Raw genomic sequence first — 20,301 nt, 5'->3', positions numbered from 1 at the left:
AGTGTAGAAGATGTCTTTCAATGAACAAATCGATCGTAAAGGGACGTATTGTACGCAATGGGATTATATTGAAGACCGCTTCGGTAAAAATGATCTCTTGCCATTTACGATTTCTGATACAGATTTTAAAGTACCAACAGGCGTCGAAGCTGCGCTCCAAGAAAGGTTAAGACATCCAATTTTTGGCTATACTCGTTGGAATCACACAGATTTTAAATCAGCAGTCACTCACTGGTACAAAGAACGTTTTGGACACCAGATCGACGAGGACTGGTTGGTTTACAGTCCTTCCGTCATCTATAGCATCAAGCAACTGATTTGTTTATTAAGCGAATCGGGAGAAGGTGTGATTATCCAAACGCCTGCTTATGATGCCTTTTATAAACTGATTGCTGGGAATGGCCGCAAACTGGTAAGCAATGAATTGATTTATCAAGAAGGTGCCTATAAATTGGATTTTGAGGACTTGAGGCGCCAATTTGAGCAACCGGAGAATAAAATTTTGTTATTGTGTAGTCCCCACAATCCAACAGGTAGAGTGTGGACCAAAAAAGAATTAGTGAACATCATCGAGCTTGCCCAAAAAAACGAGGTGTTCATTATTTCGGATGAGATCCACATGGATATTCTCAGAAAGGGACAACACCATCAACCACTGACAGAATTGATTCAAAAAAATGTCGCAGTCGTCACATCAGGAAGTAAAACATTTAATTTTCCTGGATTGATTTTTTCTTACGGATTGATTCCAGATTCGTCCTTGCGCCAGCGGTTTTTACAACAGATGAAAGAAGCTGATGGCCTCGGTTCCACGAGTGTTTTTGGATTAGTTGCTACGATTTCGGCGTATGAAAAAGAAAACAACTGGGTCAGTGAACTCAATCAGTACATTGATGATAATATTGCTTTTGTCACTGCGTACCTTAAAAAACATCATCCGGAAATCATCGTGACCAAAAGCGAAGCCACCTACTTGATGTGGCTCGATTGTGCCCGACTCCCATTCACTATGGAAGAACTTCAGCAACGAATGATCGAACGAGGCAAGGTTGCAATCATGTCAGGCGAAGTATATGGGAAAGCTAGTCACAATTTTTTGCGATTGAACGTGGGATGCCCACGTAAGAAATTGGAAGAAGGATTGCGGCGATTGACGGAGAGTTTGGGGTAAGAGAGAGAAAGTATTTATAAATAGATCACCTATCATTTTATTTAAAACAAGCGCCAAAGGACAACTACTTCTTGTATCTTGTCCTTTGGCGCTTATTATTTCAAGAACCTTTCTTATCAAATGATTTGATATAGATAGGAATCACCTATTTATTGTTAATTAGACTTAAAGTCTTCAGGAAGTTGATCGAACGTAACGGAAGAAACGTTTAAATAGTCTTTTTCAATCCCATTGTTCGTAAAAATCATCCCTAGTAATACGCCAGTTTTGGCATCAATATTTAGTTTAAAGTGATTAGCCTGATATCTGACTTGATTGGCGTCTGATAAGCTACCTTCTAAAACTACTGTATTTCGTCCAGCTATTTTTCCAGTATCTGTAAGTTCATAAATAGCTTCATCCTCTAATAAGTTAATTGCTAAATCGGAAGGTAATGCAACTATTTTTGCATTGCTATAATAATTTGCATCTGGTCTTGCCTTGTACAATTTTTCTCCATCCTCACCAATTTTTATACTATCGGCTAATGTCATAGAATGATTACTAGATGCTCCTTCTAACCTAACAAAGGAAGTATCTATGCCTAAGCTTTTATCGTTTGAATCAAAATTTTCCGTTTTAATATTGCCGTTGTCGTAAAAAAGAAAACTTCGATTATTTGTTGAATAAGTAGTATCGATTTTCGTGAGATGATTGTCAGGCAGATTAACAGCTGTTAGATGAATTGATTCAATTAATTCTCCTGCTTTTTTAGTCGCTAAAAAATGAATCTCGATACTGTGATAATAATCAATAGCATTGATCATTCGATAGACTGCTTCTTGTTTTGTTGTGATTTCATCTTCTATTTGTACAGTTGGTATTTCAATTGTTGTTTGTTTTTCTTCTTCTGGAGAAGTCGTGATTACTCTACTCTCAGACTTAACTTGTACATCTGTTTGTTGATTAGCTAAGACAGCATAAGTAGAGCTTGCCAAGATTGTTGTCAACGTTAAACCAATAATAACTCCTCTTATTTGTTTTTCCATAGTTATCTCCTTTTACCATGTGACTTTGAATGCATCTGCACCCAGACCACCCTGAATATTCACATTATTAGGTTTCCCAACATTTGCATCTAGGTTCCAATTAGTGGCACCCAAAGCACCAATCCAATTCCATCCTACAGCAGCGTAGTATTGTTCAATAGTATTTCCTTCACCTATCCCTGGCGGTGAAGCAACATTATAAGCAGCTGTTGACTCGAATGCTGGATTAGCTAAATATGCGTAAAAATTCCCAACATTTGTTCTATTTGTAGGGTTAAAGCCATACGCATAAAATGCACCACTTTTGTCGTAACTAATCCTTGCGTCTCCAAAATAACCTGATGAGATCCACGTCCAATTCCCTGACATAATATGACTCAAACCCGGTTGCCCTGCAGCTGCATCGTTGTCTACTAATTGCTCACCAGCAAAAACCTTGTACCCAGAAAAAATAGTACTGACAAAAGCAAAATAAAGAAAAGATTTTTTTCATGAGTGACTCCTTTACTTATTTATTTGTTCTCTTGAAGTATAAATCTAAGAAATAAAAAAACATATATTTTTTATTAATCATTATATTTGCATAATATTTAATGAATAATTTACTCTTCATCAACCTGTTTTTTTGTATAATTTAGCTCGGAAAATAAAATTTTATATTGTGTGAAAAAAATAAATATATTATATATAGCAAAAAAGATAAAAAAACATAAAATTAGGAGATTTAAGTGGATGATTTATTTAATAACTATAGAAATTTATTGATTTTATATTAAGAATAATGTGTATGTTTTTATACTATCTATTCTTAAATTAAATAATAATAAATTGAAATCTATGAGATTCTAAATACGCTAAAAGCTTTTTTAATAGAATAGAGCATAAAGTTTAAAATAGATAATATTAGAAGGAGTATCCTACTTAAATAACGTAATAATCATTTTTAATTTTATATTAATACTTTCTAATTCATTTACATAAAAGTAGAATAAGTTAACAAAAATGAGCAGAAAATCTTTGAATGTTAAATAACTAATTATATATATTTATATAAATATATATAATTAAGAAGTCATAGTTTATTCGAATAATTTATTATATTGGTGAAGATATCTTCTAAAATCGAAAATATAAACACACTTGGTAATGAATTATAATTGAAGATCAAGGAGAGAATAAAAAATGAAGGAAGTATTGATGGGGTTTACAATGCTGTTTGGTTTGATAGTTAGTGGAATGCATACTGAGGTTGCAGATGCAGCAATTCGAGCAATTGATCCTGAAAGTATTGTTATTTCGAAAGAAGATAACCAAAAAGCAATACAACAACTTGAAGAACAGGGGATTGATGTAGATAATCTACCTTTTTCAAAAGACAAGTTGACGACACAAAAACCAAAACCTGGCACATATATAATCGAAGGAGAAGATAAAAATTCAACAGATAATTTAAGTACAGAAGAGTTGTTACCAAAGGCTAAACTATATAGTATTAATGCCACAGGGTTCTCAGTTCAAATTTATAATCCTAGTTCAGGTAGTACTTCGTCAGCTAGTGGGATAAGATGCAACGAATTAGCACCTTTATTTACAATAGAGGACAATGGCATTGCGGGTATCCATGCAATAATGTCTTATAATCAGTTTTATTTTCTAGGTGATTATGTGCAAGATTATGGAACTGGTGTATGGGATGGAGGATATTACTATAGATACTTCAACATTTCTGATACAAAGTGGCAATGGTATAGAAGGTTATGGCTGAGTGTTGCTGATAAGAATGATTTGCTAAACTAAAAATAGACTGTTTGGGAAGAAGCCTCTTTCTATTTTTTGAAATGAAGAGAGAGTGATCAAATAGAATGAAGAAACGAATAATATCCATCCTGCTATTTCTATTACTAATGGCTGGCTGTAGTAGCGAAACAAATACAAGACAATTTGAAATGAGTGACAGCGTTCCGGAAACAAAAGAAAGCACTCAATCACAGGAAATAGCTGATTCAGACGATTTAACATTCGAGGAATATAAAAAAGCCTTTCCTGGTCCGGGAAAACTCGATGAAGCATATCAGAAATTAAAAATAAAAAGCGATATTTCCCACGACCAGTTACACGATCTCTTGATTAAGTATTCCTGGAAACTGGAGGGAGGAGGTATTTTGATCTTCAATGAATCAGGTGAAGTACAGCGAATCAATCTGTCTGGGCTGATAGAGTATGCTGGAATATATTCAGTTAATCAAGATAACTTCCATTTAGAACCAGATCCAGCAAGTGTGAACTATGCAAATGTGATCAAAGATCATAAGTACAGGATCGAAGCAGATAGATTGTTTTTATTCAGCGAGGAAGTGAAAGAACATCAAGTCATTATGTATCCTATGAAAAAAATAATTCCATAAACCAGTATTTTTTGTGCTCAATCTATTTATAAGTCATTAAATAAATAAGCGATTTAAAGCATCGGTATTCTGCCGATGCTTTTTTGTCACAATTTTCTTCATTTTATCGACATATTAAACGTATTTAAATACGCAAAAATTTTGAGAGGAGAATCAAAATGAAGTATGTTGTAAAATCTGGAGATTCGTTAAGTAGGATTGGTGAAAAATTTGGGGTATCAGTTAGTCAATTACAACAATGGAATGGAATCAAAAATCCTGACTTTATTTTAGTTGGGCAAGAGCTGATGATCATGAAAGAGTCGAATGATACACTTACGCGAAAGATTACTAGGAGCCAACTTGAAGCAATTGGATGGAGTAATTTTTCAGAGCAGATAATCAACGATTTAAATCAGTGCATCAACGTGTATCGTATCACTGAACTTAATCCTTTACAGCATTTTATTAGCCAGTGTAGTCACGAGTCAGGTTGTGGGAAATGGCGCATAGAACTTGCTTCTGGAGAAGCTTATGAAGGGCGTAGTGACCTTGGAAATGTTTTTAGTGGGGATGGTAGAAAATTCAAAGGGGCAGGGTTTATTCAACTAACTGGTCGTTATAACTATACACAGTTTTCTTTATCAATCGCAGATCCAGAAGTTGTCAATCAAGGAGTAACTTATGTGGCTGAAAGATATCCTTGGTCAAGTGCTGGCTATTGGTGGGAGGTCAATGGGATGAATGATTTCTGTTTATTATCACCTACTGTTGAACAAGTGACATTTAAAGTAAATGGTGGATACAATGGATTAGCTTCACGTAAATTCTATTACGAAAAATGTTGCGAAGTGATCAGTTAAGAGGGAGATAATGTTTAGTAAAATGGAGATTTTTATACATTTATTTGAAACTGAAAAAGAATTGATTCATATCTTCTTTTTGTTGATTTTATTAGATTTATTCACTGGTTGGCTAAAAGCGAAAGTACAAAGAACTTGGTATTCTAATTTGAGCTGGCAAGGTCTGTGGAAGAAGCTTAGTCATTTTATTTTATTGATTTTGACAAGCGTCGTGGACATCGTTCTATCAAAAAATAATGTTCAACTTGAATTCACACTAGTGCAAGTATTTACAACATTCTTAGTACTGACGGAAATCGGAAGTATTTTAGAGAATATGGCAGAAACAAATCTAACAAAATATTTTCGTCAGATCATCGAATCGATTGAACAGAAATTAAAAAAAGGCAGCTAATATCCAAAAAATAGAAAAATAAAGAGTAGATTCTATGTCACAGATTTATTCAACTTATCGACATATCCTTTCAAAAGAATGAATGGAGTGGCTAATGATGAGTTTTTGGATAAGCATAACAGAAAGAGTGGATTTGTATGTAATAGAACAAAATGGAGAGTTACTGGAAGCAATACTCAGAGATTTTTTTCCATATTTAAAAAAAAGTGCTAAAAATGCCCAAATTTCAGCAGAGAAATTGGGCGTATACATACCTTTTGAAGATTTTTATAGTACTTATCTGTTAGCTACATGGAAAGCGATTGAAGATTATCGACTGGAAAGAAAGAAGAAAGAGTTGAAGTTTAAAAATTTGTTTCTCTATCGCTTAGCAATTGCTGAGAAAGATGTATGGCGTCTTTACAAAAAAAGTTCAAACAATAAGAATGACAAAAATGGGATTACTTATGATGCTGGGCGTTGGCAATCTTTAGATCCTGGATTTATAGAGAGTCAGTCATCGGTGGAAATTGATTCAACTATCGATTTAAAAGAGATGGTTTGTAATTATCAAAAGCAAGAACCACTTGATGGGTTCTTCTTTTCATTGCTAGTTGAAGGGTTTACTTGTTCTGAAGCAGCGAAAATCATGTTTTCAGAAAAGGACTACCATCCGTCAGTGCGTAAAAGAGTGGAGAGAATGAAGAAACGCTTAAAAAAATATTTGCTTCAAGAAAAATATTTCCTGAATACTGTCACAAATTCTAAAAAATCTCAACATATCTAAGTGATTCGAATCAAAATAATGTTGAGGAGTGAAAAGAATGGATAAGAAAGCAAAACAAACACGTGATCCTTGGGTGTTAGAGGTACAGCAATGGTTGAATGAGACATATGGAAATGTAGCAGGCTTTGGTTCAGTACCGGAAGATGGTTATACTGGATGGAATACGATTTATGGATTGATTCGAGCGGTACAACATGAACTAGGAATTACGACATTAGTTGATAACTTCGGTGCTACCACTTCTGCTTTATGGGATAAAGAAGTCACCCCCAATCTAATCAACACATATGAAAGTAATTTTGTAAAGTTGATTGATGGTGCATTTCGTTGTAAAGGAATGGGAACTGGAAAGTTTAATACCATTTACACAACGGACAATGACAATGCAATAAAGCAGTTAAAAATTGCCGCAGGATTTGAATCAGTCAATAGTACATTAGATTCCACATGGGCCAAAGCCTTGTTTGATATGAGCGCTTTTGTTTTAGTACCAAGTGGAGATGCGACGATTCGCTCGATGCAACAAGGATTGAATCGAGAGTACTGGCAATATACGGGGATTTTGCCTTGTGATGGCGTTTATCAGCGTCAAACCAATACAGCATTGATTTATGGTCTTCAAGCAGAAATTGGTATGGATACAAATACAGCAAATGGTAATTATGGTCCTGGGACTGAAGCGGGTACCCCAGTACTAAATCAAGGAGACATCGGTCCATTTGTTCGAATTTTGCAATACGGTCTTTATGTGAACGGTTATAACAAACAAGGTGATTTTTCAGGAAACTTTACGTCATATATTGCGGAGCAAATTCTTGCTTTCCGACAGTTTATGGTATTGCCACCGTATAATCAAACGTCGGATTTAACCGTGATGAAAGGTTTACTAACATCAAACGGGAACACGAATCGTTCAGCAGAGGCCTTTGACACCTCGACAATTTTGACTAAAGAAACAGCGGAAGGTTTGAAATCACAAGGTTTTTCGATTGTTGGACGCTACTTGACAGGTACGGTTGGAACAGGAGCCGACGAACGTGATAAAAGTTTATCATTCGAAGAGATAGAAGCAATTACACAAGTTGGCTTAGCTATTTTTCCTATCTACCAAGATGGCGGTTGGTATGAATCTTATTTCACGCAAGATCAAGGCCTAAAAGATGGAAAACTGGCGATTGAAGCAGCATATAACTTAGGTTTTCCTCTAGGAACAACCATTTATTTTGCATGTGATGTGGATATTCAAGACGGAAATATCCCCGGAACCGTCTTACCTTATTTTGCGGGAGTATGGTCAATTCTTTCATCAGACCAGACATATAATGTTGGCGTTTATGGTACTAGAAATGTTTGTCAGAAAATCATTGATGCGAGTTATGCAACTCAAGCTTTTGTATCTAATATGTCCTCAGGCTTTAGTGGTAATTTAGGATTTCCTATGCCTAAACAATGGGCATTTGATCAGTTTATTGAACTGACCACAGCGGGAGTAGGTATCGATAAAGTTGCTGTGTCAGGTAGAGATCGAGGTATTTCATCTTTTTCTGTATCGCCAGAAGCAATTGCGAAAAGAGAGTTATTGAAGCTGTATAAAAATTTCGGTGTAGCAGAAACAGCATTTGAATTTGAACAAGAAGTACGTATAGAGCCAGCACCAAATTACGTGGTCTATTTGAAACCTCATATGGAGTGGTCTATTTCAGGAGAAGAATATGGGATTTCTGTATTAGTGAAGGATAAAAAAGTGGATATGTCTCCTTATTACAATGAAATCACTGAGTCGATCGTGGAATACAGTGAGTATCTTAAAGGAGACACAAAAAGTTTTGAAGATGTCATCAACGAACTTGGACCAAAAGTAGATAATGGAGCGATTGCAGTTGGATTAGCAACGAAAGAAGGGTTAATAGGTACACGTATCTTGATGACCTTTGAGAAAGAGTTGAAGCACGGAGACCATGAAATTACATCCAAATTTCAATTAGAGATTGAGATTTACTTACGTCCGCTTGTTGATTCCCCCTTACCAGATCCAGTTTATCAGGACGTCGTAGAACAGTTGGAGAATGGGACGTTTGAGTGGGATACTAAGCTAATTGTTGGGGTATTGGTATCAACCACAGCCGTTGTACTGCTTTATGCGTACGGTTCAGCTATCATAGGTGCTATAGGAGCAATTATTGTTGGTATTACTGGTTCTATTTCAACCGTTGTTGCTGCACTAGCAGTAATTGGTATCACTTTAATGGGGATATATTCTCATTTTATTGGAGCATAACAATCAGGAAACAAGATAAATCAAAGTTGAAAAGCACTTTGGTTTATCTTGTTAAACTGTAGTCATTAAACCAATAAACAGTGACAAGGAACCAAAAATAAATATCAAGTAAACTGAGTAGATCATTTTGCTTTGCCAGGACAGGATTTTTTGTTTCTCTTCTAAATTAGTGAAAAAATAAGTAAAATGATTCTTTTTTTTAGTAATGATTAAATATCCTGCTAAAATTGTTTTTTTTAAATATCGCCATTTTTGTAAAGCTACAAGACAAAAAATTATACCTAGGATAATAAATAGTATGGAGAAAGGTATGTTATTCTCGGTTATAAAAAAAATTGACAAAATACAAGAAATTAATGAGAAAAGTATAAAACGATTACTTTTTCTAAGAATCGGAATATATTCATTTGCTTCAGCTGTACTGAAACTCAGAATATTACGTTTAATTACTGTCTTTTTGAACACTTCTATCTTAGTGTTTATGTAGCTTAAGAATACTAATGTAATTAACATAAGTAATAGAAAAAAATAACTGGTCATAACCAAGAAATTATGCATGCTGTTTCTCCTCTTTTATAAATATGTAAAGCTTCTTGAATAACTTTCTGCATAGTGCCTTACAGGGGAAATTTACTTAATCATTCTTACAAATCAAAAATTTTAGAACAAAGAATACAATTTACAATTATAATTGCTGAAAAAGCTCCTAGGTATGCGAGTACAAGCATGACTCTTTGCCTAGAAAGAATCTTTTGTTGCTCTTCTGGTTCTGTAAAAAAATAGATAGAATATAGTTTTTTCTGTAGGTTACTAGGTAACCTTGAGAGATTGTTCTTTTAAAGTATCGCCATTTGTCTAGAGATAAGTGTAAGCAGAGTACAGCAAATAAGGCGCATCCTAAAGTTAAGTAATATTTGTTATTTATCAAAAATATGCTAGCTATGATACAAGAAGTTAAGCCAGTAAAAACAAATAGATTACTTCTTTTCGTAATCAAATAATACTCTTTTGTGTATTCAATATCTGGTAATAAGTATTTATTCTCGAAGATTTGTTTACGATATTTTTCCATTTTCAAAAAAAAAAGCCAATGAGAATAAAAATATATAGAGAAGAGAGAGAAAAAAGTAAGCAACTATTACTAAAAAATTATCCATGTAATAACTCCACTCTTACGGATTAGTCAAAAATCTAACATAAAAAATGCTATCAGCTATAATTAACAGATAGAAACGTTATCATCTATAAGTATACGCAATGAATGGATAGATAAAACGCAATCAGTTAAAACAACTTTTTATAATGAGAGTTATTTTAACTGGCTATCATAAAGAAAAAGCTACCCTCTAATTTTAAAGGATAGCTTTATTCATTGATTATTTGTCTGTTTGTTCACCAATTTGGTGGGCTTTTTGTTTTTCAGTTTCCCGTACGATATAGACTGGGCGTTTTTTCGTTTCTAGGAAGATTTTCCCGATATATTTCCCAATGATGCCAAGACAAAGGAGTTGGATTCCGCCGATGAATAGGACGATTGAGACGAGTGAAGGCCAGCCGGATGTTGGATCACCAAATAATAACGCACGTAAAATAATAAATAAGATGGCGATTCCTGAACCGATACATGATAATGCGCCAACAAATGAGGCGATGTTCAATGGCGTGTCAGAAAAATTGACGATCCCATCGATTGAATAGTTGAATAATTTCCAAAATGACCAAGACGTTTCACCGGCAACGCGTTCACGATTTTCAAATGAGAGATACTCTGTTTTGAATCCTACCCAACTGAATAATCCTTTTGAAAAGCGATTGTATTCCGCTAATTCTAAGACCGCATCCACCATTTGGCGAGTCATCATGCGATAATCTCTTGCACCGTCAACCATTTCAGTATCACTGATTTTATTGATCAATTGGTAAAATTTCTTCGCAAAGAAACTACGGATAGCTGGTTCACCTTCACGAGTAGAACGGCGTGTACCGATACAATCGATATCGGAGTTGATGACTTTATCGATCATCACTGGTAATAATTCAGGCGGATCTTGTAAATCGACGTCCATGACAGTGACAAGGTCTCCTGTAGAGGCTTGCAGGCCGGCATATAGTGCGGCTTCTTTTCCGAAATTTCGTGAAAAAGCGACAAAACGAACGGATTCATGTACATTCGCTAATTTTTTGATGGCAGCCAAGGTACCATCACTGGACCCATCATCGATAAAAAGATACTCGAACTCGTAATCGCCACGAAATTTTTCGACTTCATCAAAAAAAAGTGGGACAGTTTTTTCTTCATTAAAACAAGGGATGACAATTGATATTTTCATGTTTTCGTTCCTTTCAAGCATGTTTTTTTCATATAACCTCTATATATAAAAGTATGCTTAAATAACAAAAATAAAAGATGTTATAAGCGCCTTATTCAGTGTACCATCTCTATGGCATTAAATAAACTTTTAGGTTGCTTTTTTTTCTTGAATCATAGATGATAAATAAAATAAGTGAGGAGGAAGGCGGACAAAAATGAAAATTGAAACACCAATCGGTCCTTTGTGGCTTGATGCCGATCAAAAAGGATTAACAGCTGTCTCTTTTGAACGGATTTCTGAAAATGAAGAAGCCAATGCTCAGATTTTATCCTTGGCAAAACAACAGCTGGAAGAGTATTTTTCAGGTGAAAGACACGTTTTCGATGTACCTTTATCTTTCCAAAGAGGAACAGCCTTTCAACAAAAGGTTTGGCGAGTGCTCACAAGAATCCCTTATGGACAAAGTCGCACATATAAACAAGTGGCACAGGCAATCGGGCAACCAAAGGCAGCTCGTGCGATTGGTCAAGCCAATCGTTTGAATCCTCTGCCAATCGTTATTCCTTGTCACCGAGTGATTGGACAAAATGGACAATTGACTGGGTATATGGGGAAAGCTGAAAATGGGTTAGTGATCAAACGGCAACTATTAGTGCTTGAAAATATTTTAGCTCATTAGGCTGTACTACCAGATAACAGCATAAATAAGCACCAACACCTCGAAATAGAAATTCTTTCCGAGCTGTTGGTGCTTATTTTTACTTATAGTTTGATCAACCAAATAAAGAATAAAGCCATGATCGTTTGTAAAAGTCCCACAGTCAATCCATACGTCAAGAATCGCTTTCCTTCTTTCATGAACTTTGCAAAATCCAAACGTAAGCCAATTGCAGCTAATGCAGTGACCTCAAACCAACCACTAATAAAACTAGCGCTTTGATCAATCACATGGGGAATGGTGAAGAAGCTGTTGATTAAACACACGATCAAGAAGCCTAAAACGTACCAAGGAAGTGGCATTTTTCGTTTGTGGTTTTTTGGCGTATACGTAGACGAGACGGCCGGCTGTTTTTTTGTCATAAATTTTTCAAAGAGGAAGACCACGACCACAAGCATCATGATCCGCATGATTTTAAACAGCATCGCAAATTGCACGACAGAAGCATCTAATAGACTTGCTCCAGCAACAACTTGTCCAACGGATTGTAAAGTACCACCTATAAGTGCACTTTTTTCGATCAGTTGATCACCAAAGAGTTGGAGACCTAAAAAGGGAAGTGTCAACATCATCACTGTTCCTAAAAGATTGACCAAGGTAATGACTTGACCCTTTTCTTCTTTATCTGCATGGATCACTGGAGCAATCGAAGCAATGGCTGAAGAACCGCAAATGGCGTTTCCACCTGCCATCATCAAGGAAAATGTATCGCTGAACAATAGTTTTTTTCCGATGAAATAGGCACCAAGAATCGTGACAGTCATTTGGAGTAACACGAAAGTTACACCTTTGATACCAATCTGTGCAATCGTTTGGATCGTCACAGTTGCACCAAGCAAGAAAACGGAACATTCTAATAGTTTACTTTCGGCAAATTTGGTACCCACCGCAAGTTCAGGTTGCTTAAACAAGGTGTTTCCTAAGACGATACCAAGTAAAATCGCAATCGTTCCTGCACCGAGTTGAGGGACAAAGGGTCCCAGTAGTCGACTAATGACTGCGACAGAAAAGGCGAGTAGTAGTCCGGGTAAGATTTTTCGGCCACCAAATTTTTTCAGCGTTTTTATATAAGTGAATAAAGCATTCATTTGATTCTTTCCTTTCATTTAAGAAAAAGTTTTTCTAAAATATAGTATCATTTAATTGTTTCTTCGTGAATACAAAAAAACCTTCTGCCTTTTTACTAAGTGAAAAAGACAGAAGGTGAAGTCTATTCTATCAATCCCTTTGAAAGGTGATGTTTATGTTGACTGTGTTCTTTAATCAAGTAGATGGCATAGTGTCCTAAGACGTAAGCGATCATGCCACAGGCAATCAAACACTCGATGACTTTCAATCCATCTAAGATCCCTGTAGCAAACCCTAATTGATGGAAATAAGCAGTGGCAGTAGAGATTGCTGTAGCAGAGATTACCAATGGGAAAGTAAAGGCTGCAAAGCTTGGATAAAAATCAAGCAATAACAGACGTGGTAACATGGCTAAAACGATAAAGTAAAGTACTTGCGAAACAAGGAACAACGTCATGACTAAGGCCAAATTTGGGTCTTCAAAGTTTTTTAAGTACCCTGTCAGGCACAAAGAACCAGGTGCTGCAAGAATCGCAGTCAATGGCAAGGTTGGTTGCGCCATATTTTTGACAAAGAAAATTCGATGGATGATGATTGGTAGTAGTACTACATAACAAGCTAACGAAAGCCAGAAGAAGATCTTTCCAAGGATCGGAGAAAAGTTTCCAGCAGTTACTGTGATGACACCAAAACCAACATACACGATAAACCAGCTTGGAAAAATTGCTTCTATTGACAAGTCTGCTTTAACTACATGATGGTAATTAAAGTACAGAACCAAGATGATTTGGAAGATCACTGCGGCTAACCAAATCAATTTGACGATTGGCGCAATTGATTTGAAAGAAACAAAATACGTACAGATGACCATCAAAGACATCGTAAAGGTCGGCGAGACGGAAGCGACGATTGGATCATATAGATGTTGCTTCGTGTGTTCAAATAAAAGGATCAGTTTGCCGATGATCAACAGCATCAAAAGCATACCGATCGCGCCTACAAAATTCCCTAAATGCGTCAAATGATAGTCTTTTAAAAGATTCCCTAAAGAAGTCAATCCAAGGATCAACCCACAAATCGGGATCGGAACAATCTTCAAGAAATGCTTCATACATTACTCTCCTTTTTTATTGATAATCAAGGACAGACTCGTTGCAACGATAAGTAGCCAACGATGAAAACTGCTTGTTACGAAGAATAGTAAAGTTTTTCAATGGGAAAAAACAAATTGCATGGATGCTTCTCCTTATCGTTGCAGTAAGCTGTCTGGAAGGCTGTGAGGTGTGTGTAACTGAAGGTCCACAACCTGTTCCTTACACTTTTCATTATAGAGTCTTTTTGATATATTTAAATCAAATAGTTATTATAGTTACTATAAAAAAAGATAATGGAAGTGGTTAGATGTTTAAATTATTAACAACCTTTCGTGTCGTTTATGAAACAAGAAATTTTTCGCGAACTGCTGAATTACTCTATTTGTCTCAACCTGCGGTGTCCAATCAAATCAAACAATTGGAGCGGGATCTTGGGGTGGAACTTTTCCAGCGTAATGGACGACAAGAGATGAAACCGACAAAACAAGCGGATTTGCTTTATGAACGAACATTGGTTTTATTGGAAGAATGGGAAACAACACAACAACAATTAGCGGATGAAAAAAATGAAGAAGAAGTGTGCCGGATCGTCGCTTCCCATACATTTGCTGTGTATTTATTGCCTCAATTGATGAAAGAGTTGATCGTGCGTTTTCCTAAAATCAAGTTTTCGATTGCTTTTGCGAATTCTCATGAGAGTTTGGAGCAAGTGGCAAAACATGAAGCTGATTTTGGTTTTATCGAAAAACCTTTAGAAACAACCGGAGTACAACGCTTTTCTTTACTTGAAGATGCGTTGGTCGTTGCAGGTGATCCTAAGAGTGAGCTATGGCTAGTCAGGGAATCTTCTTCAGGTGTGTTCCATTACACGCAACGTTATTTTGAAGAAAAGAATATCCAAGGGAAGAAAATGCTTGTAAAAAGTAATGAAGTCATTGTGGCGATGTTGAAAGAAGGAATCGGACGATCCATATTATCCAAACGAGCAGTACCAAAAGGGATACACGTTGAACCTTTAGCTGAATCTCGTCAGTTCTATTTGATCCAACGGACCCATTTGACCTCTGAACGGTTATTAGAAGTAGGAAATGAGATCTTGGATTTCTATAAAAAGGAAAAGAAAAAATGAAAAATATCAGACGGAATCAATAGAACTTCTCCCTTGAATAAGCGTTTTTTTCGTTTTTATCTTAAGAAAGGATAAAGAGAAATGAATAAGATTAATTTTTCGCAAATCTCATTTGCTTTGGCTTTCATTTATAGAAGGAGACAGCTATAATATAGAGCAGTATGGTTTTTAGGAAAAGGGATGAAAAATGGAAAAAAAAATAAAAACTTCGAATGATAACCGCATTGATTACGGAGTCATTCTACCAGTATTTTTATTATGTTTGATTGGGATTTTATCCTTATACGTTGCATTGACACATGATCCAAACGGTCCTTCTGTGACAAGAGGTGTCGGGATGCAGATCATTTGGTACCTTGTGGGAGCAGTAGCGATTGCAATCGTCATGCGGATCAATTCAAAATGGATCTGGAAATTGACACCTTATCTCTATGGACTAGGATTGCTTGTCATGGGGTTGCTCTTACGATTTTACGACCAGAATCTGGCGGCAAGTACTGGTTCAAAAAACTGGTTCCGTTTTGGAAGTGTCACATTTCAACCAGCCGAGCTTATGAAGATCGCTTATATTTTGATGCTGGCGTTGATCGTAACGAAGCACAATACGCAAGTCAAAGTTCGAACAATCAAATCTGATTTTTGGCTGATTGCAAAGATGTTGATCATTTCGATTCCTGTGATTGCGTTAGTCATGGCGCAAAAAGACTTTGGGACGATGCTCGTCTTTCTGGCGATCTTTGGTGGCGTCTTTTTGATGTCAGGGATTTCTTGGAAAATCATTGGTCCGATCTTTGCTTTAGCATTTATTGTGGGGGCAGGAACGATTTTCCTTGTGACCACAGAATCAGGAAGAGAATTCCTATATACTGTTGGGTTCAAATCTTACCAATTTGCCCGAATCGATTCTTGGCTCGATCCATTTCATGATACGTCGGGCTTTAGCTTCCAACCCGCCCAAGGGATTTTAGCAATCGGAACAGGTGGGATGTTCGGAAAAGGCTTTAACGTCAGCAACATTTACGTGCCAGTCCGAGAATCGGATATGATATTCACTGTCATTGGCGAGAATTTTGGCTTTATTGGTGGCGCATTTGTCATTTTCTTGTATTTTGTATTGATTTATCGTATGATACGTGTCTGCTTCGATACGAACAATGAGTTTTATGCCTATATCGCAAGTGGATTGATCATGATGCTCTTATTCCATGTCTTTGAAAACATTGGCGCAAATATCGGCTTACTTCCATTAACTGGGATTCCATTGCCGTTTATCAGTCAAGGGGGTTCATCGATCTTAGGGAATATGATTGGGATCGGATTGATCTTATCTATGCGTTATCAAAATGAAGCACCGGTAAAAAATTCTAGGAGGTAACGTAAGTTGTTTACTTTTTATGAGTACCCAAAGTGTTCCACTTGTCGAAAAGCCAAGGCTTGGCTCGACAATCATCAAGTAACGTATCAAGCGGTCGATATGGTCAAAGATACGCCTACGGCAGAAACGATCGAATCATGGTTGAAGGATTCTGATGTGCCGCTTCGCCGTGTCTTTAATACAAGCGGGATGAAGTATCGTGAACTTGGTCTAAAAGATCAAATCGATGAATTATCCCTCACAGAAGCAAGTCAGCTGTTATCTACGGACGGCATGTTGATCAAACGACCATTGATCGTCAAAGACAATCAACTGGTCACAATCGGTTTTAATGAAAAAATATACGAAGGAGCATTCAATTAAAATGGCTGGGAAACACTTAAAGAAGAAAGATAACCTTTGGATTTTATTTAATGGAAAAGAATACTGTGTAGGTTTGACAAAAGAAGCGCAAGAAGATCTAGGTGAGATCACGTTTGCCAACTTACCAAAAATCGGTAAAGCGTATCAAGCAGGCGATGCACTAGTTGAAGTAGAAGCAGAAAAAGCAGTTACTGAATTTGCAAGTCCATTATCTGGAACAGTCTCATCTGTGAATGAAAAAATCAGTGAGAATATCGCTGTTTTGAACGATGAAGATGAAATGACTGCTTGGTTATTGAGTTTTAAAGATGTCGATGCAGCAGAATTCGACGCACTTTAAGAAACACGATGTTCAAATAAACGTTTGACACTGATTCTTGTAACTGCTATAATCATAAACAATCATATTGAAAGCTTTGATAAGAAGAGTACATGTCACAGATGTTTCAAGAGAGCCCGGTTTGCTGTGAAAGGGTAACGGAAATGAGATGGAAGATGGTCTTAGAGCAGAGTGAGTGAGCGCAAGCAAACTGACTACGGGAGTGCCCGTTATAGCACAGCAGTATGCGACTAGCGTCAAGTACTGAACGAGGTTGTTATTGTGAAATAGCAGCGAATCAAGGTGGTCACACGGAAGTCTAAACTTTCGTCCTTTTGCTAAACGCAAAGGACGAAAGTTTTTTTGTTGTCTAAGAGAAAATAAGTAAAGAAAGATGTGAACGATATGTCATTGATCCAATTGACGAATGTCAAGAAAACATTTGGCGGGAAACATGGGACGATCCACGCTATCAACGACGTTTCACTACAAGTGGAACAAGGCGACATTTACGGCATCGTCGGTTATTCCGGTGCTGGTAAGAGTACGTTAGTTCGTTTGTTGAACGGCTTGGAATTACCTACAGATGGTCAAGTAATTGTCAACGACCAAGACATTACTAAATTAAAAAATAAAGAATTACGCGTTTTTCGTAAAAAAATCGGTATGATTTTTCAACATTTCAATCTATTGTGGTCACGTACCGTACTAGAAAATATCCAGTTCCCTTTGGAATTAGCCGGTTTACCGAAACAACAACGGAAAGAAAGAGCAGAAGAATTGCTCCGTTTAGTCGGTTTGGAAGGACGAGGACAAGCTTATCCGTCCCAATTATCCGGTGGACAAAAGCAAAGAGTCGGGATTGCTCGTGCGTTAGCCAATGAGCCAGAAATCCTCCTTTGCGATGAAGCGACAAGTGCATTGGACCCACAAACGACAGAAGAGGTCTTAGATTTATTATTAGCAATCAATAAAAAGTTGAACTTGACGATTGTTTTGATCACTCATGAAATGAATGTTATTCGCAAAATCTGTAACAAAGTGGCAGTGATGGAGCGTGGGCAAGTCGTAGAAGAAGGCGATGCGTTGACCGTTTTCCGTCATCCGCAACAAGAAGTCACGAAACGTTTCGTCCAACAAGACATCGAACCAGAAGCTGAATCCACTGAATTATTGGCAGAGTTGATCAAAGAAAATCCAGATGGTCGCTTAGTGACATTGACCTTCAACGAAACGAACGCCAACGAACCAGTGATTTCTCAAGCCATTCGTCGTTACAATGTGGATATCAACGTCGTATATGGGAAAATCAAGCAAACTAAAGAAGGCTCGTTTGGTTCACTGACTACCTTGATGATCGGAGAGGAAAACGAATTGGACCAAGCAGAAAACTTCATCAAAGAGCAAGGCGTCGGAGTGGAGGTGATCCATCATGGATAAAAGCTTCACAGAAACCTACCTTGATTTCAGCCAAATCAACATGGAGACAATGAAACAAGCCATCATGGACACGTTATACATGACGTTGATCTCCATGGTCTTAGTAACCATCATCGGTTTGATCCTTGGTTTGATCCTTTACTCGATTGGTCGCAAAAACAAACCGTACGCGCGGATCATTTACGGTATCGTTTCGATCATTAGTAATATTTTCCGATCGACACCATTCATGATCTTGATGGTCTTGATCATTCCCTTTACCAAAGCAATCGTAGGAACGATGTTAGGCGCACAAGCAGCGATTCCAGCTCTCGTGTTGTCCGCTGCTCCTTTTTACGCTCGACTTGTAGAAATCGCGTTTCGCGAAGTCAGTCCTGGGGTCTTAGAAGCCGCAGATGCGATGGGCGCGAGCTATTGGGAAATCATTTGGAAAGTCTTGATCCCTGAAAGTGTCCCAGCCTTGATCTCAGGTTTGACTGTAACGACGATCTCGATGATCGGTTTTACTGCCATGGCAGGAGCAATCGGTGCCGGTGGTCTAGGTGGCTTGGCTTGGCAAGAAGGCTACCAACGTGGTAATTTAACAGTGACTTTTGTCGCTACCTTGATTATTTTAGTCATTGTATTTATTGTTCAAGGAATCGGGGATTTCTTAACGAAGAAAACAGATAAAAGATAGTAGGAAATAGGAGGATATAGGATATGAAAAAGAAAATTTTTGGATTTGCAGCAACGCTTTTACTGACAGTTGGATTAGCCGCATGTGGAAACGGTGGAAGCAGTAGTGACTCATCAAACGCATCAGACGACGATACAACCTTGAAAATCGGCGCATCACCAACACCACATGCGGAAATCTTAGAACATGTGAAACCTCTTTTGAAAGACGAAGGCATTGATTTGGAAATCGTCAAATTTGACGATTATGTCTTGCCAAACCAAGCATTATCAGAAGGCGACATCGATGCGAACTATTTCCAACACATCCCTTACTTGAACAAAGAAATCGACGAAAAAGGCTATGATTTTGTCAATGCGGGTGCTGTCCACATCGAACCAATGGGCTTGTATTCAAAAAAAATCAAAGACATTTCTGAATTAGAAGATGGCGCAACGATCATTACTTCAAATTCAGAATCTGACTGGGGACGGATCATCACGATCTTGAAAGACGCTGGTTTAGTGACAGTCAAAGACGGCGTTGATTTAGAAACAGCCACATTTGATGATATCGATGAAAATCCTAAAAACTTGAAATTCAATCATACGATCGATCCAGCATTATTGGCTTCTACCTACCAAAATGATGAAGGTGATCTAGTAGCTATCAACGCGAACTTTGCTTACGGCGCTGGATTGAATCCATTAGAAGATGCGGTATTACTAGAAAAAGATAACTCACCATATGTCAACATCATTGCGACACGTAAAGGTGACGAAGACAGCGACAAGATCAAAAAATTGATTAAAGTCTTGCATCAAGAAGATGTTCGTCAATGGATCGAAGAACAATGGGAAGGCTCCGTAAAATCTGTCGATGCGGATGCAAAATAAAACCTGTAAAGTCTGGGAATGATTCCTAGACTTTTTTTGAGAAAA

General features: G+C 37.1%; 20 protein-coding genes and 1 other annotated feature. Of the genes, 15 read left to right on the top strand and 5 right to left on the bottom strand.

Annotated elements, in window-relative coordinates; translation table 11 throughout:
* The first annotated feature begins 10 nt into the window (after positions 1–10).
* A complete protein-coding gene (locus IGJ49_RS11720; protein WP_062804739.1) occupies positions 11–1,171 on the top strand; it encodes a MalY/PatB family protein in 1,161 nt (386 codons plus the stop codon).
* Positions 1,172–1,326: 155 nt separating this feature from the next.
* Here the strand turns inward: IGJ49_RS11720 and IGJ49_RS11715 are convergent, their stop codons facing one another.
* Both IGJ49_RS11715 and IGJ49_RS11710 read right to left on the bottom strand, forming a co-directional pair.
* Positions 1,327–2,199 (bottom strand): hypothetical protein, encoded by an 873-nt coding sequence (locus IGJ49_RS11715; protein ID WP_438723547.1) that lies wholly within the window; start codon positions 2,197–2,199, stop codon positions 1,327–1,329.
* Positions 2,200–2,211: 12 nt separating this feature from the next.
* Complete coding sequence (locus IGJ49_RS11710; protein WP_438723545.1) at positions 2,212–2,568, bottom strand: hypothetical protein; 357 nt, start codon at positions 2,566–2,568, stop codon at positions 2,212–2,214.
* An 813-nt stretch (positions 2,569–3,381) separates the two neighbouring features.
* On the opposite strand from IGJ49_RS11710, the gene IGJ49_RS11705 reads away from it, so the two are divergent.
* The 6 genes from IGJ49_RS11705 to IGJ49_RS11680 all read left to right on the top strand — a co-directional run bounded on the left by IGJ49_RS11705 (position 3,382) and on the right by IGJ49_RS11680 (position 8,884).
* Positions 3,382–3,996, top strand: coding sequence for a hypothetical protein (locus IGJ49_RS11705; RefSeq protein ID WP_023520262.1), 615 nt, complete (start codon positions 3,382–3,384; stop codon positions 3,994–3,996).
* A 65-nt stretch (positions 3,997–4,061) separates the two neighbouring features.
* Positions 4,062–4,604, top strand: a complete 543-nt coding sequence (locus IGJ49_RS11700) for a hypothetical protein (protein WP_438723543.1) — start codon at positions 4,062–4,064, stop codon at positions 4,602–4,604.
* Positions 4,605–4,762: 158 nt separating this feature from the next.
* On the top strand, positions 4,763–5,446 hold the full coding sequence (locus IGJ49_RS11695) for a LysM peptidoglycan-binding domain-containing protein (RefSeq protein ID WP_153830129.1): 684 nt from the start codon (positions 4,763–4,765) through the stop codon (positions 5,444–5,446).
* 10 nt (positions 5,447–5,456) lie between these two features.
* On the top strand, positions 5,457–5,840 hold the full coding sequence (locus IGJ49_RS11690) for a phage holin family protein (protein WP_438723541.1): 384 nt from the start codon (positions 5,457–5,459) through the stop codon (positions 5,838–5,840).
* A 94-nt stretch (positions 5,841–5,934) separates the two neighbouring features.
* Positions 5,935–6,606 (top strand): BacL2 family protein, encoded by a 672-nt coding sequence (gene bacL2, locus IGJ49_RS11685; RefSeq protein WP_224434221.1) that lies wholly within the window; start codon positions 5,935–5,937, stop codon positions 6,604–6,606.
* Positions 6,607–6,643: 37 nt separating this feature from the next.
* Positions 6,644–8,884, top strand: coding sequence for a glycoside hydrolase domain-containing protein (locus IGJ49_RS11680; protein ID WP_137072800.1), 2,241 nt, complete (start codon positions 6,644–6,646; stop codon positions 8,882–8,884).
* A gap of 1,376 nt (positions 8,885–10,260) precedes the next feature.
* On the opposite strand, the gene IGJ49_RS11675 is transcribed toward IGJ49_RS11680, so the two are convergent.
* Complete coding sequence (locus IGJ49_RS11675; protein WP_034686848.1) at positions 10,261–11,214, bottom strand: glycosyltransferase family 2 protein; 954 nt, start codon at positions 11,212–11,214, stop codon at positions 10,261–10,263.
* A gap of 196 nt (positions 11,215–11,410) precedes the next feature.
* Between IGJ49_RS11675 and IGJ49_RS11670 the strand changes: the two genes are divergently transcribed.
* Positions 11,411–11,875 carry a methylated-DNA--[protein]-cysteine S-methyltransferase gene (locus tag IGJ49_RS11670; RefSeq protein WP_010734626.1) on the top strand — a complete coding sequence of 155 codons (465 nt, stop codon included), beginning with the start codon at positions 11,411–11,413 and terminating at the stop codon, positions 11,873–11,875.
* 83 nt (positions 11,876–11,958) lie between these two features.
* On the opposite strand, the gene IGJ49_RS11665 is transcribed toward IGJ49_RS11670, so the two are convergent.
* Both IGJ49_RS11665 and IGJ49_RS11660 read right to left on the bottom strand, forming a co-directional pair.
* Positions 11,959–13,002 (bottom strand): YeiH family protein, encoded by a 1,044-nt coding sequence (locus tag IGJ49_RS11665; protein ID WP_438723536.1) that lies wholly within the window; start codon positions 13,000–13,002, stop codon positions 11,959–11,961.
* A 122-nt stretch (positions 13,003–13,124) separates the two neighbouring features.
* Positions 13,125–14,093 (bottom strand): TDT family transporter, encoded by a 969-nt coding sequence (locus tag IGJ49_RS11660; protein WP_438723534.1) that lies wholly within the window; start codon positions 14,091–14,093, stop codon positions 13,125–13,127.
* A 290-nt stretch (positions 14,094–14,383) separates the two neighbouring features.
* On the opposite strand from IGJ49_RS11660, the gene IGJ49_RS11655 reads away from it, so the two are divergent.
* From IGJ49_RS11655 to IGJ49_RS11625, 7 genes are all read left to right on the top strand, one after another.
* Positions 14,384–15,205 carry a LysR family transcriptional regulator gene (locus IGJ49_RS11655; RefSeq protein ID WP_010734629.1) on the top strand — a complete coding sequence of 274 codons (822 nt, stop codon included), beginning with the start codon at positions 14,384–14,386 and terminating at the stop codon, positions 15,203–15,205.
* A 187-nt stretch (positions 15,206–15,392) separates the two neighbouring features.
* On the top strand, positions 15,393–16,580 hold the full coding sequence (locus IGJ49_RS11650) for an FtsW/RodA/SpoVE family cell cycle protein (protein WP_010734630.1): 1,188 nt from the start codon (positions 15,393–15,395) through the stop codon (positions 16,578–16,580).
* A 6-nt stretch (positions 16,581–16,586) separates the two neighbouring features.
* On the top strand, positions 16,587–16,943 hold the full coding sequence (locus IGJ49_RS11645) for an arsenate reductase family protein (RefSeq protein WP_349520534.1): 357 nt from the start codon (positions 16,587–16,589) through the stop codon (positions 16,941–16,943).
* Between the two features lies 1 nt (position 16,944).
* Positions 16,945–17,283, top strand: coding sequence for a glycine cleavage system protein H (locus IGJ49_RS11640; RefSeq protein ID WP_010734632.1), 339 nt, complete (start codon positions 16,945–16,947; stop codon positions 17,281–17,283).
* 67 nt (positions 17,284–17,350) lie between these two features.
* Positions 17,351–17,600, top strand: a binding site (T-box leader).
* Between the two features lie 67 nt (positions 17,601–17,667).
* Positions 17,668–18,702, top strand: a complete 1,035-nt coding sequence (locus IGJ49_RS11635) for a methionine ABC transporter ATP-binding protein (protein ID WP_438723530.1) — start codon at positions 17,668–17,670, stop codon at positions 18,700–18,702.
* Complete coding sequence (locus IGJ49_RS11630) at positions 18,695–19,381, top strand: methionine ABC transporter permease (RefSeq protein ID WP_062804752.1); 687 nt, start codon at positions 18,695–18,697, stop codon at positions 19,379–19,381. The genes IGJ49_RS11635 and IGJ49_RS11630 overlap by 8 nt, the downstream gene beginning before the upstream one ends.
* A 23-nt stretch (positions 19,382–19,404) precedes the next feature.
* Positions 19,405–20,256 carry a MetQ/NlpA family ABC transporter substrate-binding protein gene (locus IGJ49_RS11625; protein ID WP_349520532.1) on the top strand — a complete coding sequence of 284 codons (852 nt, stop codon included), beginning with the start codon at positions 19,405–19,407 and terminating at the stop codon, positions 20,254–20,256.
* Positions 20,257–20,301: the final 45 nt, after the last annotated feature.

It is taken from the genome of Enterococcus sp. AZ171 (assembly GCF_051714005.1).
GTDB lineage: Bacteria > Bacillota > Bacilli > Lactobacillales > Enterococcaceae > Enterococcus_B > Enterococcus_B pernyi.
This window is presented reverse-complemented; position numbering and strand designations above follow the sequence as displayed.

Bases quoted from the DNA above. Each gene is read 5' to 3' on its own strand.
- IGJ49_RS11720 (WP_062804739.1), top strand. From the start codon at position 11: ATGTCTTTCAATGAACAAATCGATCGTAAAGGGACGTATTGTACGCAA.
- IGJ49_RS11670 (WP_010734626.1), top strand. From the start codon at position 11,411: ATGAAAATTGAAACACCAATCGGTCCTTTGTGGCTTGATGCCGATCAA.
- IGJ49_RS11630 (WP_062804752.1), top strand. From the start codon at position 18,695: ATGGATAAAAGCTTCACAGAAACCTACCTTGATTTCAGCCAAATCAAC.
- IGJ49_RS11660 (WP_438723534.1), bottom strand. From the start codon at position 14,093: ATGAAGCATTTCTTGAAGATTGTTCCGATCCCGATTTGTGGGTTGATC.
- IGJ49_RS11655 (WP_010734629.1), top strand. From the start codon at position 14,384: ATGTTTAAATTATTAACAACCTTTCGTGTCGTTTATGAAACAAGAAAT.
- IGJ49_RS11635 (WP_438723530.1), top strand. From the start codon at position 17,668: ATGTCATTGATCCAATTGACGAATGTCAAGAAAACATTTGGCGGGAAA.
- IGJ49_RS11700 (WP_438723543.1), top strand. From the start codon at position 4,062: ATGAAGAAACGAATAATATCCATCCTGCTATTTCTATTACTAATGGCT.
- bacL2 (WP_224434221.1), top strand. From the start codon at position 5,935: ATGATGAGTTTTTGGATAAGCATAACAGAAAGAGTGGATTTGTATGTA.
- IGJ49_RS11665 (WP_438723536.1), bottom strand. From the start codon at position 13,002: ATGAATGCTTTATTCACTTATATAAAAACGCTGAAAAAATTTGGTGGC.
- IGJ49_RS11710 (WP_438723545.1), bottom strand. From the start codon at position 2,568: ATGTCAGGGAATTGGACGTGGATCTCATCAGGTTATTTTGGAGACGCA.
- IGJ49_RS11675 (WP_034686848.1), bottom strand. From the start codon at position 11,214: ATGAAAATATCAATTGTCATCCCTTGTTTTAATGAAGAAAAAACTGTC.
- IGJ49_RS11640 (WP_010734632.1), top strand. From the start codon at position 16,945: ATGGCTGGGAAACACTTAAAGAAGAAAGATAACCTTTGGATTTTATTT.
- IGJ49_RS11695 (WP_153830129.1), top strand. From the start codon at position 4,763: ATGAAGTATGTTGTAAAATCTGGAGATTCGTTAAGTAGGATTGGTGAA.
- IGJ49_RS11650 (WP_010734630.1), top strand. From the start codon at position 15,393: ATGGAAAAAAAAATAAAAACTTCGAATGATAACCGCATTGATTACGGA.
- IGJ49_RS11680 (WP_137072800.1), top strand. From the start codon at position 6,644: ATGGATAAGAAAGCAAAACAAACACGTGATCCTTGGGTGTTAGAGGTA.
- IGJ49_RS11705 (WP_023520262.1), top strand. From the start codon at position 3,382: ATGAAGGAAGTATTGATGGGGTTTACAATGCTGTTTGGTTTGATAGTT.
- IGJ49_RS11690 (WP_438723541.1), top strand. From the start codon at position 5,457: ATGTTTAGTAAAATGGAGATTTTTATACATTTATTTGAAACTGAAAAA.
- IGJ49_RS11625 (WP_349520532.1), top strand. From the start codon at position 19,405: ATGAAAAAGAAAATTTTTGGATTTGCAGCAACGCTTTTACTGACAGTT.
- IGJ49_RS11715 (WP_438723547.1), bottom strand. From the start codon at position 2,199: ATGGAAAAACAAATAAGAGGAGTTATTATTGGTTTAACGTTGACAACA.